This is a genomic window from Streptomyces sp. NP160 (assembly GCF_006335115.1).
GTDB lineage: Bacteria > Actinomycetota > Actinomycetes > Actinomycetales > Quadrisphaeraceae > Quadrisphaera.
The window spans coordinates 227,768-241,058 of record NZ_VDMJ01000009.1 but is presented as its reverse complement, the minus strand read 5'-3'; the positions used below and the strand labels follow the sequence as shown (position 1 = coordinate 241,058).

12 protein-coding genes are annotated in these 13,291 nt (G+C 75.6%); 11 read left to right on the top strand and 1 reads right to left on the bottom strand.

All coding sequences use genetic code 11. From position 1 onward, the window contains the following. The first annotated feature begins 19 nt into the window (after window positions 1-19). The 10 genes from FHN55_RS07380 to typA all read left to right on the top strand — a co-directional run bounded on the left by FHN55_RS07380 (window position 20) and on the right by typA (window position 11,605). Window positions 20-481 (top strand): RbsD/FucU domain-containing protein, encoded by a 462-nt coding sequence (locus tag FHN55_RS07380; RefSeq protein WP_139711620.1) that lies wholly within the window; start codon window positions 20-22, stop codon window positions 479-481. Next, window positions 478-1,515 carry a zinc-binding dehydrogenase gene (locus FHN55_RS07375; protein ID WP_373995707.1) on the top strand — a complete coding sequence of 346 codons (1,038 nt, stop codon included), beginning with the start codon at window positions 478-480 and terminating at the stop codon, window positions 1,513-1,515. Before FHN55_RS07380 ends, FHN55_RS07375 begins: the two co-directional genes overlap by 4 nt. After that, window positions 1,512-2,276, top strand: a complete 765-nt coding sequence (locus FHN55_RS07370) for an SDR family oxidoreductase (protein WP_139711618.1) — start codon at window positions 1,512-1,514, stop codon at window positions 2,274-2,276. Before FHN55_RS07375 ends, FHN55_RS07370 begins: the two co-directional genes overlap by 4 nt. Then, a complete protein-coding gene (locus tag FHN55_RS07365) occupies window positions 2,273-2,956 on the top strand; it encodes a bifunctional 4-hydroxy-2-oxoglutarate aldolase/2-dehydro-3-deoxy-phosphogluconate aldolase (RefSeq protein WP_139711617.1) in 684 nt (227 codons plus the stop codon). Before FHN55_RS07370 ends, FHN55_RS07365 begins: the two co-directional genes overlap by 4 nt. Beyond that, on the top strand, window positions 2,953-4,110 hold the full coding sequence (locus FHN55_RS07360; RefSeq protein WP_139711615.1) for a sugar kinase: 1,158 nt from the start codon (window positions 2,953-2,955) through the stop codon (window positions 4,108-4,110). Before FHN55_RS07365 ends, FHN55_RS07360 begins: the two co-directional genes overlap by 4 nt. 67 nt (window positions 4,111-4,177) lie before the next feature. After that, entirely contained in the window at window positions 4,178-5,053 is an 876-nt protein-coding gene (locus tag FHN55_RS07355) for a fumarylacetoacetate hydrolase family protein (RefSeq protein WP_139711613.1), read from the top strand. Beyond that, complete coding sequence (locus FHN55_RS07350; RefSeq protein ID WP_139711611.1) at window positions 5,050-5,841, top strand: SDR family NAD(P)-dependent oxidoreductase; 792 nt, start codon at window positions 5,050-5,052, stop codon at window positions 5,839-5,841. The genes FHN55_RS07355 and FHN55_RS07350 overlap by 4 nt, the downstream gene beginning before the upstream one ends. A gap of 23 nt (window positions 5,842-5,864) precedes the next feature. After that, window positions 5,865-6,851, top strand: coding sequence for an aldo/keto reductase (locus tag FHN55_RS07345; protein WP_139711688.1), 987 nt, complete (start codon window positions 5,865-5,867; stop codon window positions 6,849-6,851). A 112-nt stretch (window positions 6,852-6,963) separates the two neighbouring features. After that, a complete protein-coding gene (locus tag FHN55_RS24095) occupies window positions 6,964-9,666 on the top strand; it encodes a bifunctional diguanylate cyclase/phosphodiesterase (RefSeq protein ID WP_139711609.1) in 2,703 nt (900 codons plus the stop codon). 34 nt (window positions 9,667-9,700) lie between these two features. Then, a complete protein-coding gene (typA, locus tag FHN55_RS07335; RefSeq protein WP_139711608.1) occupies window positions 9,701-11,605 on the top strand; it encodes a translational GTPase TypA in 1,905 nt (634 codons plus the stop codon). Between the two features lie 93 nt (window positions 11,606-11,698). On the opposite strand, the gene FHN55_RS07330 is transcribed toward typA, so the two are convergent. Then, window positions 11,699-12,250: a DUF1772 domain-containing protein gene (locus FHN55_RS07330; protein WP_139711605.1), complete on the bottom strand. Its 552-nt coding sequence runs from the start codon at window positions 12,248-12,250 to the stop codon at window positions 11,699-11,701. Between the two features lie 90 nt (window positions 12,251-12,340). Here FHN55_RS07330 and FHN55_RS07325 point away from each other — a divergent pair, with 90 nt between their 5' ends. Beyond that, complete coding sequence (locus FHN55_RS07325) at window positions 12,341-12,982, top strand: TetR/AcrR family transcriptional regulator (protein ID WP_139711604.1); 642 nt, start codon at window positions 12,341-12,343, stop codon at window positions 12,980-12,982. The last annotated feature ends 309 nt before the right edge of the window (window positions 12,983-13,291 follow it).

Genomic DNA, 13,291 nt, shown 5'->3' with positions numbered 1-13,291 from the left:
CACCACCTGAGGAGACCGAGTGATCGCCGGACGACTCGTCCACCCACCGCTGCTCGCAGCGCTCGCCGCCGCCGGGCACGGCGCGACCGTGCTGCTGTGCGACGCGCACTACCCCGCCACCACGGCCGTCGGCCCGCACGCCGAGCGGGTGCACCTCAACCTCGCCCCCGGCCTGCTGGACGCCTCCGCCGTCCTCGACGTCCTCCTCGACGCCCTGCCGGTGGAGGCGGCCGCCGTCATGGTGCCGCCGGACGGGTCGGACTCCGCGGCCGTCACCGCGCACCGTGCACGGCTCTCGCAGCTGGGGGAGGTGCCCGTCACCGCGCTGGACCGCCACGCGTTCTACGCCGCCGCCAAGGGCGAGGACCTCGCCCTCGTCGTCGTCACCGGTGACGTGCGGCAGTACGCCAACCTCCTGCTGACCGTCGGGGTGCAGGGCGTCTCGGCCGCTGACTCCGCCTCCGGCAAGGCCGTCCTGTGAGGGCCGCGCAGTACCGCGGCGGCGGTGTCGTCGCCGCCGGTGAGGTGGAGCGGCGCGAGCCCGGTCCGGGTGAGGTGGAGGTGGCTCCGGCGTTCACCGGGATCTGCGGGACGGACCTGCACATCGCGGCGGGGCACATGGACGCCCGCGTCAGCGTCCCGGCGGTGATCGGTCATGAGACCGCTGGGCGGATCGCGGCCGTCGGGGAGGGTGTGTCGGGGTGGTCGGTGGGGGATGCGGTCACGGTGATGCCGCTGCGCCCGGATGGGACGTGCCCGGCGTGCCGGGCGGGGTACGGGCACGTGTGCGAGGCGATGGACTTCATCGGCATCGACTCACCCGGTGCGCTGGCGCAGTCCTGGGTGGTGCCTGCGCACACCCTGGTGGCGCTGCCGGTGGGGATGGATCTGCGCACGGCGGCGCTGCTGGAGCCGGCGGCGGTGGCGGTGCACGACGTGCGCCGCTCGCGGTTGGTGGCGGGGGAGTGTGCGGTGGTGGTCGGTGGGGGCCCGGTGGGGATCCTGATCGCCCTGGTCGCGGCGCAGGTGGGGGCGCGGGTGGTGCTGGTGGAGCTGGACGCTGCCCGGCGAGGGCTGGCTGAGGACCTGGGCCTGGAGGCGGTGGACCCGCGGGGGGTGGATGTCGCGGCGCGGGCGCGGGAGCTGTCGGGTGGGGCGGGGGCGCAGGTGGCCTTCGAGGTCTCGGGGTCTCAGGGTGGGTTGGACTCCGCGGTGGGGGTGCTGGCGGTGCGGGGGCGGTTGTGCCAGGTGGGCATCCACGCCGAGAAGCGGGTGATCGACCTGCACCGGTTCTTCTGGCGGGAGCTGGAGCTGGTGGGGGCGCGGTTGTACCAGCGGGAGGACTTCACCCGTGCTGTGCAGCTGGTGGCTTCCGGTGAGGTGCCGGCGGCGCGGTTGATCAGCGACGTGGTGCCGTTGGAGCGGGTGGGTGAGGCGTTCGCGGCGTTGGCCGGTGGTGGCGCGGTGAAGGTGCTCATCGACTGCCAGAGCCAGGTCTCGGAGGTGTCTGCATGAGCGGGCCGTTCGACCTGAGCGGGAAGGTGGCGGCGGTGACCGGGGCCAGCCGGGGGATCGGGGCGGCGGTCGCGGTCGCGCTGGCGCAGGCCGGCGCCGACGTCATCGGTTGCTCGAGCACCGGCCCGGGTGAGGACGTCGCGGCGGCGGTGCGCGCCACGGGGCGAGAGTTCACCTCCCTGGCGTGCGACCTGGCCGACCGGGGAGCCGTCCAGCAGCTGGGGGTGGACCTGGCTGGTTGGGACGGCGGGCGTGGGGTGGATGTGCTGGTGGCCAACGGCGGCACGATCCGGCGTGCGCCGGCGGTGGAGCACTCGTTGAGCGATTGGGACCACGTGCTGCAGGTGGACCTGTCGGCGCAGTTCGTGCTGGCTCAGGCGGTGGGTGCGTCGATGCTGGAGCGGGGCTCGGGGCGGATCGTGTTCACCGCGTCGTTGTTGAGCTTCCAGGGTGGGATCAACGTGCCGGGCTACACCGCGGCCAAGCACGGGTTGGCGGGGTTGACCAAGGCGCTGGCCAACGAGTGGAGCAGCCGGGGTGTGGGCGTGAACGCGGTGGCGCCGGGCTACATCGCCACGGACAACACCGCGGCGCTGCGGGAGGATGAGGACCGCTCCCGCGCCATCCTCGAGCGCATCCCCGCGGGGAGGTGGGGTCGGGCGCAGGACATCGCGGGGGCGGTGGTGTACCTGTGCAGTCCGGCGGCGGAGTACGTGCACGGCGTGGTGCTGCCCGTCGACGGTGGTTGGCTCGGCAGATGACCTCCTCCGCAGACCAGCTGCCCAGCACCCAGGAGCTGGCTGACGCCCTCGCGGCCTGCCCGCTGCTGCCCGTCGTCGTCGTCGGTGAGCGCACCGACGGGGGCGCCCTCGGCGCAGCCCTCGTCGAGGGTGGGCTGACCGCTGCCGAGGTGGTGCTGCGCACCCCCGCCGCGCTGCGGGTGCTGGCCGAGCTCGCGCCCACCGCGGGACTGCTGGTGGGGGCAGGCACCGTGGTCGACCCGGACCAGGTGGACGCCGTGGTGGACGCGGGGGCGCGGTTCGTGGTGAGCCCCGGGTACGACCCGGACGTCGTGGCCCGCTGCCACGCCCGAGGAGTGCCGGCGGTGCCGGGGGTGTCCACGGCGAGCGAGGTGCAGCTGGCCCGGCGCGCGGGGCTGCGTCTGCTGAAGGTCTTCCCCGCCGGCGCGGTCGGCGGTACGGCGCTGCTGAGCGGGCTGGCCGGCCCGTTCCCGGACGTCTCCTTCGTGCCCACCGGCGGCATCGGTGAGGCCGACCTGGCCGACTACCTGGCCGTGCGGTCGGTGGCCGGTGTCGGGGGCAGCTGGTGCGTGCCGGCAGCGCTCGTCGCGGACGTCACCGGCCGGGGGGTGCCCGCGTGGGACGACCTCGCCGAGGACGTCGCCGTCGCCGTCGCCGCCTGCCGGGCAGTGCGTCCGTGAGCGAGGTGCTGGCGCTGGGGGAGGTGATGCTGCGCCTGGACCCCGGGGAGGGCCGCATCGCCACCACCCGCTCCTTCACGGTGTGGGAGGGCGGGGGGGAGTACAACGCCGTGCGCGCCCTGGCCACCACCTTCGGCCACCGCACCGGTCTGGTCAGCGCCTTCGCTGATGACCCGGTCGGGCACCTGGCCGCGGGGCTGGTGCGCGCCGGTGGGGTGGACGTGAGCAGGGTGGCCTGGGTGGACCCGGTCAGCGGGGCGCGCACGGGACTGAACTTCGTCGAACGCGGCTTCGGGGTGCGCGGGGCGCTGGGCGTCTCCGACCGCGCCGGCTCAGCGGCCTCCCGGATGGCCCCCGGTGACGTGGACTGGGACGCGGTCCTGTCCGGGGTGGTCCACCTGCACACCGGCGGGGTCTTCGCCGGGCTGTCGGCCTCCACCACGGCGCTGGCCGAGCAGGGACTGCGCGCCGCGCGCCGCCTCGGGGTGAGCACCTCCTACGACGTCAACCACCGCCCCTCGCTGTGGCGCTCACGCGGGGGTGCTGCCGCGGCGCGGGAGGTGGACCTGCGCCTGGCGGGTCTGGCCGACGTCGTCCTGGGTGCCCTGCAGCTGGCCCCCTTCCCGCAACCGGGCGCCCCGTTGGGGCTCCCGGGGGCTTCTGAACCGCAACCGGGCGCTCGGCTGCGAGGAGGGCCGGTGGGGGAGCTGGCCTCGCCGGAGGCGGTCGGGCAGGTACTGGCCGGGCTCGGTGCTGACTGGGGCGCGCTGACCGGCGCTGAGAGCCACGACGGCGGCGGGCGGGGGCCGGTGCTGGTGAGCTCCTGGCGCCGGGTGGTCTCAGCCGGGGTCAACGACTGGGGTGCGGCCGCCTGGAGCCCGGGCACCGGTGTCGTGGTCGGTCCGCGTCTGGAGGGGGTGGGGGTGCTGGACCGCATCGGCAGCGGGGACGCCCTGAGCGCCGGGGTGCTGGACGGGGTGCTGGCCGCCCGCGCCGCCGGCACGGCCCTGGACGCCGCGGCGCTGGGCCGGGCCCTGGCGCTGGGGGTGGCGGCCGGGGCGCTGACGATGACCACTCCCGGTGACACCTGCGCCGCCACCCTCGCCGAGGTGCGCGCCCTGGCCGCCGGCGGCACCGCCCACGTCCAGCGATGACCCCACACCCACGGAGGACCGACGACATGACCACCACCGGCGCCGCAGCGACTGCGGAGGACCAGCGATGAGGCTCGTGCGCTTCGGCGACCCCGGCGCGGAGAAGCCCGGCGTCCTCGACGGCGGCGGCGTGCTGCGCGACGCCTCCTCGCTCACCACCGACTGGGACGGCCCGTCGCTCGCACCGGACCGCCTGGCCGCGCTGCGGGGGCGCGTCGCCGACCTGCCGGCCGTCCCCGGCTGGGAGCCCGAGCACGCGGAGACCGGTGGCGGCCTGCGTCTCGGGTCGCCCGTGGCCCGGCCCGGCAAGGTCGTCTGCATCGGCGTGAACTACGCCGACCACGCCGCCGAGTCCGGCATGGAGACCCCTCCCGAGCCCGTGGTCTTCATGAAGGACCCGTGGACCGTGATCGGCCACCGCGACACCGTGCTCGTGCCGCGCGGCTCGGTGAAGACCGACTACGAGGTGGAGATGGCCGTGGTCATCGGATCGGTCGCCCGCTACCTCGACTCCCCGGACGACGCGCTGGCGTGCGTGGCCGGCTACGCGGTCAGCCACGACGTCTCCGAGCGGGCCTTCCAGCTGGAGGGCACCGGCACCTGGGACAAGGGCAAGAGCTGCGAGACGTTCAACCCGCTCGGTCCGTGGCTGCTCACCGCCGACGAGGTGCCCGACCCGCAGGCGCTCGAGCTGCGCCTGTCCGTCGACGGCGAGCAGCGCCAGCACGGGTCGACGGCGCAGATGGTCTTCGGCGTCGCGGCGCTCATCCACTACCTGAGCCACAAGATGGTGCTGCACCCCGGCGACGTCATCAACAGCGGCACGCCCGCCGGCGTCGCGCTCGGCTTCCCCGACCCCAAGCCGTACCTGCGCGAGGGCGACGTCGTGGAGTGCTCCATCTCCGGCCTGGGCAGCCAGCGCACGGTCATGGGGCAGGCGTGAGCGAGTTCTCCGGCGTCCGGGCGGTGGTCACCGGGGGCGCGAGCGGCATCGGGCGCGCCGCCGCCCGGGCCCTGGCCGAGCGCGGCGCCGCCGTCGCCTCCCTCGACCTGCGCCCCCTGGAGCACCCCGAGGCCGGCATCGCGGAGGTCACCTGCGACGTCGGTGACGACGCCTCCGTCCGCGCCGCCGTGGCCAGGTCCGCGGAGCTCCTCGGTGGGCTCGACGTCGTGGTCTCGAACGCCGGGACCGGCTCGGTCGGCACCGTCGAGGACGTCGACGACGACGAGTGGCACCGGGTCCTCGACGTCAACGTGGTCGGCACCGCGCGCCTGGTGCGGGCGGCGCTGCCGCACCTGCGGGCCTCCGCCGCCGCCGCGCTCGCCGAGGGGCGGCCCAGCCCCGCGGCGGTGGTCTGCACCGGCTCGATCGGTGGCTGGACCGGCCTCGTGCAGCGCGCCGCCTACAACGCCAGCAAGGGCGCGCTGCACGCCCTGGTCCAGGCGATGGCCGCCGACCTCGTCCGCGAGGGCGTGCGCGTCAACGCCGTGGCCCCCGGCACCGCGGACACCCCCTGGGTGGGCCGCCTGCTGTCCCAGGCCGACGACCCGGACGCCGCCCGCGCGGCGCTCACGGCCCGCCAGCCCACCGGGCGGCTCGTGGAGCCCGGGCAGGTGGCGCACGCCATCTGCTACCTCGCCAGCCCGCTCGCGGGCGCCACCACCGGCAGCGTGCTGCAGGTGGACGGCGGCGCCCACAGCCTCGTCCTGCCACCCAGGGAGACCTCGTGACCGACACCCCCGCTGCCCAGCCGATGCCCACCCGGGAGGTCCGCTCGACGGGGGTGCACCTGACCACCCTCGGTTTCGGGGCCGCCGTCATCGGCAACCTGTTCCGCGCCGTCGACGACGACACCGCGCGCGCCGCCGTGGACGCCGCGTGGGACGCCGGGATCCGCTACTTCGACACCGCGCCCCACTACGGGGTCGGGCTGTCGGAGCGGCGGCTCGGCGAGGCGCTGCGCGGACGCCCCCGTGACGAGTTCGTCATCTCCTCCAAGGTCGGGCGCCTGCTGCGCCCGCGCCAGCAGCCCCTGGAGAAGGACGACGACGGCTTCGACGTCCCCGGCGACGTCGGGAGGGTGCGCGACTACTCCCGCGACGGCGTGCTGCGCTCCATCGAGGAGACGCTGCAGCGGACGGGGCTGGACCGGCTCGACGTCGTCTACGTCCACGACCCCGACGCCCCCGAGGAGCTCGACCAGGTGGTCGCCGAGGGGCTGCCGGCCCTCGTGGAGCTGCGCGAGCAGGGCGTGGTCGGCGCCGTCGGAGCCGGCATGAACTACTCGGCACCGCTCACCAGGGTGCTGCGCGAGACCGACGCCGACGTCGTCATGCTCGCCGGCCGGTACACGCTGCTGGAGCAGGGAGCGCTGGACGACGTGCTGCCGGCGGCGCTGGAGCTGGGCAGGGCCGTCGTGGCCGTGGGGGTGTTCAACTCGGGGCTGCTGGCGCGCCAGGAGGTCCCGGACGACGCGAACTGGAACTACGAGCAGGCACCGCCGCACGTGCTGGCGCGGGCCCGCGAGCTGGCCGCGCTCTGCGCCGAGCACGGCACCACGCTGCCGGCGGCGGCCGTCGCGTTCGCGCTGCGGCACCCCGCCGTCGTCGGCGTGGTGCTGGGGATGCGCACGCCGCAGCAGGTCGAGCGCAACGCCGCGCTGCTCGCCGAGGAGCCTGCCGGCGGGTGGCAGCCGCTGTGGGACGACCTCGCCGACCGGGGACTCGTCCGCACCCCCTGAGCCCGTCCCGGGCTCCACCCCTCCCTCCTGGGCCCCGCCCGGCGCGTCTGCCGGGCGGGGGTCACCCGTCCGCCTCCTCACGTCGGGGCAGGCGCGGGTCGATGTGACGGGGGTGACCCGGGCCGACGCACCGCCGCGGGCGGCCGCCGGCCGCCCGCTGTGGCAGGCGCTCGCGGCGCTCGTGCTGCTGCCGGTGCTCGCGGCGTCGGCGCTCGCCGGCACCTCGGTGGCCGGGTCGGTGCAGGAGGCCCGCGCCGCCGCGCAGGCGCAGCGCGAGGTGGCTGCGGTCGCGGTCCTGGACGACGCCCGCCGCGCCGTCGACGCGGAGATGGCACCGGCGCTGGTGCCCTCGCTGGTGGAGGACCGGGCACCGTCGAGAGCCGCCTCGGACGCGGCCGTGGACGCGGTGCAGGGCCTGGCGCAGCACGAGGAGGCGGGCACCGCGCAGCGGCTCGACGTCGGCTCCACCGCCACCGACGCCGGCAACCGCCTCGCCGCGGCCCGCGCCCTCGCGGACGCCCCCTCGCCCGACCCAGCCCGCGTGGCCGCCTCCTACCAGCGCACCTCCAACCTCCTCGCCGACGCCCAGGCCCGCGCCACCGCTCGCGCGCTGTCGGGGAGCCTGAGCCCTCGCACCGCCACGGCGCTGGAGGACCTGCAGCAGGTGGTCCGCCTGGGCCAGCTCGCCAGCCGGCAGCTACCGCTGCTGCTCGTCGCGAGCGCCACCGACGGCCCGGAGGCCGGGGCCGACCGGCGCGCCTGGCTGGCGGCCTGGGGCGGTTACGCCGAGCTCGCCGGTGACGGCCCCGCAGCGGACCTGAGCGCGCGCGGGGCCGTGCTGGCCACGCCGTCCCTGCAGGACGCGTGGGACGCCGCTCTGGCGCGCCCCGAGGTGGCGGCGCTGTCCGCGGCGCTCGACGGCGAGGCGCTGGCGGCTCCGGCGCAGAGGCTGTCGGTCCAGGACCTCACCGACCTGGTGCCGGCCAGCGAGGCGCGCGACCGGGCGGTGGGCGACCTGCTCGCCGCCACCGCCGCCGAGGTGCGCTCGTCCAGCGCGCAGGACGCCGGGGCGGCCCGCGAGCGCGCCGGGGTGCTGCTGCAGGCCTGCGCCGCGCTGCTGCTGGTCAGCCTGGCGGCCGCGCTGCTCGTCGGCCGGTGGCTGGCTCGCTCCTCGGCGCAGCTGGCCGCCGTGGCCGGGCGCATCAGCCGCGGGGAGCTGGTGGAGGTCCCCGAGACCGGTCCCCGTGAGCTGCGCGCCGCGTCGAGGGCCCTGTCCGCCGCCGTCGCCGCGCTGCAGCACGTGCAGGTCCAGGCGCGGCTCGTGGTGGCCGGCCGGCACGCCGAGGCGCTGGCGCTGCCCGCGCTGCCCGGTCCGCTGGGCCGGGACGTGCACGCCTGGACGGTGCAGGTGGCCCGCTCCGCGCAGGCGCGCGAGCAGCTGCAGCACCAGGTCAGCCACCAGGCCGACCACGACGGGCTCACGGGCCTGGCCGTGCGCCGCCGCGTGCTCGCCGACCTCGAGGCGGTGCTCGTGGCCGACCGCGCCGCCGGCCGTCGCACGGGCCTGCTCTTCGTGGACCTCGACGGCTTCAAGGCCGTCAACGACGCCCACGGCCACGCCGCCGGTGACCAGCTGCTGCAGGTGGTGGCCGGGCGCCTGCGCGAGGCGGTGCGCGGCGGTGACGTGGTGGGCCGCCTGGGCGGCGACGAGTTCGTGGTGGTGGTGCCGGACGCGCCGGACGCCGACGCCCTGCTGCGCCGCGCCGGCAAGCTGGTGCGTGCCGTCAGCGAGCCCGTGGGGCTCGGCGGGTACGGCGTGGTGGTCGGCGCCAGCATCGGCGTGGCGCTGACCGCCCCCGTCGTCGTCGACGGCGAGGACGGGGGCGCCGAGCAGGCCGGTGCGGCGGGAGCGGCGCGCACCCTCCTGGCCGAGGCCGACACCGCCGCCTACCGCGCGAAGGCCGCGGGCCGGGGCCGGGTGGAGCTCTTCGGCGAGCAGCTGCGCTCCGAGCTCACCCAGACCGCCCGCACCGAGCAGGCGCTGCGCACGGCGCTCGCGCTGAACCAGCTGCGGGTGGTCTACCAGCCGGTGGTGCCCCTCGGCGCCGGCGACGACGACGTGCGCCTGCTCGGCGTGGAGGCGCTCCTGCGCTGGGACCGGCCCGGTCACGGGCCGGTGGACCCGACCGAGTTCATCGCCGTGGCCGAGCGCAGCTCGCTGGTGCGCGACCTGGGCTGCTTCGTGCTGGCGGAGGCCGCGCTGCAGCTGGTGCGGTGGACCGTGCGCGGGCGCGACGTGCCGTCGGTGTCGGTGAACGTCTCGGGGCGCCACCTGGCGGACCCCCGCGTGGTCACCGACGTCCTGGAGGCGCTGGCGACCGCCGGGCTGGCCCCGCAGCGGCTCGTGCTGGAGATCACCGAGACGGTGCTCGTCGACGACCCCCGCGCCACGGCCAACCTGCGGGCGCTGCGCGCGCACGGCGTCCGCGTGGCCATCGACGACTTCGGCACCGGGTTCACCTCCATCTCCGCGCTCGCCACCACCCCCGCCGACCAGCTCAAGGTGGGCCGCTCCTTCGTGGTGGCCGAGGGTCCCGCGGACGCGGCGCTGCTGGAGCTGATGGCCCGCGCGGGCTCGGCCTTCGGGCTGGAGGTGGTGGCCGAGGGGGTCGAGACCGCCGAGCAGGCGGCGCGCGCCGTGGTGGCCGGCTGCACCGGCGGGCAGGGGTGGCACTTCGGCCCCGCGCTGGCCGCCGACGAGCTCGAGCACCGGCTCCCGCTGCTCACGGGGGACAGCCCCGCGCCGGTACTCTGAGGGCCTCACCCCACGACGGATCGAGTGCACACCCATGTCCGCTGGCACCTCCAGCAAGACCGCGACCCGCGCAGACCTGCGCAACATCGCGATCGTCGCCCACGTCGACCACGGCAAGACCACCCTGGTCGACGCGATGCTCAAGCAGTCCGGCGCCTTCGGCGACCACCAGCACGTGGACGACCGCGTCATGGACTCCGGCGACCTGGAGCGCGAGAAGGGCATCACCATCCTCGCCAAGAACACGGCGGTCCGGTACACCGGTCCGTCGGCGGCGGCGGTGGGCGCTCCCGAGGGCGTGACCATCAACATCATCGACACCCCGGGCCACGCCGACTTCGGCGGCGAGGTGGAGCGCGGCCTGTCCATGGTCGACGCGATCGCGCTGCTCGTGGACGCCAGCGAGGGCCCGCTGCCCCAGACCCGCTTCGTGCTGCGCAAGGCGCTGGCCGCGAAGCTGCCGGTCATCCTCGTGGTCAACAAGGTCGACCGCCCCGACGCCCGCATCTCCGAGGTCGTCGAGGAGACCGGTGACCTCTTCCTCGACCTCGCCGGCGACCTCCCCGACGCCGACGACCTCCTCGACTTCCCCGTGGTCTACGCCTCGGCCCGCGCCGGCCGCGCGTCGCTGACCCAGCCCGCCGACGGCGGCATGCCCGACGAGGACAACCTCGAGCCGCTCTTCCGCACCATCCTCGAGACGGTGCCGGCGCCCTCCTACACGCCGGGCGCGCCGCTGCAGGCTCACGTCACCAACCTCGACGCCTCCCCGTTCCTCGGCCGCATCGCGCTGTGCCGCATCCACGAGGGTGAGCTGCACAAGGGCGACTCGGTCATGTGGTGCCGCGCCGACGGCACGCAGCAGCGCGTGAAGCTCACCGAGCTCCTCATGACCGAGGCGCTCGAGCGCAAGCCCGCCGACTCCGCCGGTCCGGGCGACATCTGCGCGGTCGCCGGCATCCCGGAGATCACCATCGGCGAGACCCTCGCCGACGCCGAGGACCCGCGCCCGCTGCCGCTCATCACGGTCGACGAGCCGGCCATCTCCATGACCATCGGCACCAACACCGCGCCCACCGCCGGCAAGGTCAAGGGCGCCAAGGTCACCGCCCGCCTGGTCAAGGACCGCCTCGACCGCGAGCTGGTCGGCAACGTGTCCATGCGCGTGCTGCCCACCGAGCGCCCCGACGCGTGGGAGGTGCAGGGCCGCGGCGAGCTGGCGCTGGCGATCCTCGTGGAGCAGATGCGCCGCGAGAACTTCGAGCTGACCGTCGGCAAGCCGCAGGTGGTCACCAAGGAGATCGGCGGCAAGGTCCACGAGCCCGTCGAGCGCCTCACCATCGACGTCCCGCAGGACTACCTCGGCGCCGTCACGCAGCTGCTCGCCGTCCGCAAGGGCCGCATGGAGCAGATGACCAACCACGGCACCGGCTGGGTCCGCATGGAGTTCCTCGTGCCCTCGCGCGGGCTCATCGGGTTCCGCACGGAGTTCCTCACCGAGACCCGCGGCACCGGCATCGCCCACGCGACGTTCGAGAAGTACGAGCCGTGGTTCGGTGAGCTGCGCACGCGCCCCTCGGGCTCGATGGTGGCCGACCGCGCCGGCGCGGCGACCTCCTACGCGATGACGTCGCTGCAGGAGCGCGGCACGCTCTTCGTGGAGCCCTCCACGGAGGTCTACGAGGGCATGGTGGTGGGGGAGAACTCCCGCTCTGACGACATGGACGTCAACATCACCAAGGAGAAGAAGATGACCAACGTCCGCTCCAACGCGGACGAGCTGGAGCGCCTCGTGCCGGCCCGCAAGCTCTCCCTCGAGCAGAGCCTGGAGTTCTGCCGCGAGGACGAGTGCGTCGAGGTCACCCACGACGCCGTGCGCATCCGCAAGGTCGTCCTCGACCAGACCGAGCGCAGCAAGGTGGCCCGCGCCCGCCGCTGACCCGGCGCGCCACCCGCGCACTGGCACGGGGTGGCCCNNGCCACCCCGTGCCAGTGAGGGAGTGGCGCAGATCCACCCGCTGGCGGGACGAGCTCAGGACGACGGCGTTCGCGTCCGAGCGACCAGGGCGGCCAGCGCCGCCAGGGCGGCGGCGAACGAGGCCAGGCCGGCCGCGGCCCGGACGGCGAACCACCGCTCCCAGTCCGCCCGCACCGCCTCCCAGCCCGCAGGCGGTCCGAGGGGGTCCCACGCGTCCATCGTCTGGTTGATCGGCAGGTCTCCGCGCAGGACCGCGACCAGGACGACGACCCCCGCCGCGAGCGCGACCCCGCTGGCCAGCGCCGCCCCCCGGCGCTCCGCCAGGCACTGGGCGGCCAGGGAGGCGGCGAGCACCCCGAGCGTGGCCAGCAGCAGGGGCCTCATGAGCTTCGGGTAGCTGACGTCGAGCGCCTGCTTGGTGGTGGTGTAGCCCGCCGGGTCCAGGGTCCGCAACGCCTCCGCGAGCGGGATGCCGCTGATGTGGACCCCCGCCACCAGCCCGGTGGCACCCGCGCCGAGCACGGCCAGCGCTGAGCACCACCTCGCCGCTCTGGGCCGGCCAGCAGCGGCTGCGGTCGATGAGGTGGTCGCGGCGGACGTGCTCATGGCGGGCCTCCGGTGCGGGGTGAGACTCCAGGGCTAGGCGAGACTTCAGATCCAGTCATCTGTATTCGATACGGAAGTGTGGAATCGAAAGTGGAAGAGGTCAAGGGTCGGCGCGCGTACGACGCGAGCGGCCGGCGGGCGCGGGCCGCGGAGAACCGCGCCCGCGTGCTGGCCGTCGCCCGGGACCTGCTGCTGGCCGAGGGGTTCGCGGAGTTCTCCGTGGCGCGGGTCGCGGCCGAGGCGGGCGTCTCGGTCGAGCTCGTCTACAAGGCGGTCGGCGGCCGCGCCGCGCTCCTGGCGACCCTGCTCGACGTCGCGGTGGGTGGCGACGACGAGCCGGTCGCCCTCGCCGAGCGCGAGTCGCTGACGGCGCTGCGGTCGCTGACCGATGCGCGGGAGGTCCTGCGCGGCTACACCGCCGTCGCCGTCGGGGTGCAGGAGCGGACCGCGCCGCTGCTGCTGCTGGCGCTGCGCTCCTCCGGCGACCCCGGCGCCGCTGCGCTGCTCGCCAAGGCCGACGGCGAGCGGCTGATGGGCATGACCGGCCTGGCGCGGCACCTGGTGGGGACCGGGCAGACGCGGCCGGACATGGACCTCGATGCGGTGCGCGACGCGCTGTGGGCGCTGAACAGCACCCAGCTGTGGGACCAGCTCGTGGTGCAGCGGGGCTGGAGCCCGGCCGCCTACGGCGAGGCGCTCGAGCGGCTCTTCGTGGCGGCTGTGCTCACCTGAGCGCCGGCGGTGCCTCGAGGCACCCCGACGGACTCGCGCAGGTCGAGGTCTGCTGCTGCAGCTGTCCACAGCCCCTGGCCGCGACACGCGCTCTGCTGGAAGTTGCCTGCGGCCCGCACCCGCGAGCCCGTCAGCAGGGGTGCGGGCCGGACTGACTGGCTAGCGTGGCCAGCTGTGACGACGACGCCCGACGCACCCGAGCCCCGTCCCGAGGGTCCTGACCAGGCCGCGACGACGGCCGCGCCCGCCGACGACGTGCTGTCGCAGCTGGCCGACGTCGTCGACGACGTCGCCGAGCGCGCCTTCGAG

Bases quoted from the DNA above. Each gene is read 5' to 3' on its own strand.
- FHN55_RS07370 (WP_139711618.1), top strand. From the start codon at position 1,512: ATGAGCGGGCCGTTCGACCTGAGCGGGAAGGTGGCGGCGGTGACCGGG.
- FHN55_RS07365 (WP_139711617.1), top strand. From the start codon at position 2,273: ATGACCTCCTCCGCAGACCAGCTGCCCAGCACCCAGGAGCTGGCTGAC.
- FHN55_RS07355 (WP_139711613.1), top strand. From the start codon at position 4,178: ATGAGGCTCGTGCGCTTCGGCGACCCCGGCGCGGAGAAGCCCGGCGTC.
- FHN55_RS07345 (WP_139711688.1), top strand. From the start codon at position 5,865: ATGCCCACCCGGGAGGTCCGCTCGACGGGGGTGCACCTGACCACCCTC.
- typA (WP_139711608.1), top strand. From the start codon at position 9,701: ATGTCCGCTGGCACCTCCAGCAAGACCGCGACCCGCGCAGACCTGCGC.
- FHN55_RS07330 (WP_139711605.1), bottom strand. From the start codon at position 12,250: ATGAGCACGTCCGCCGCGACCACCTCATCGACCGCAGCCGCTGCTGGC.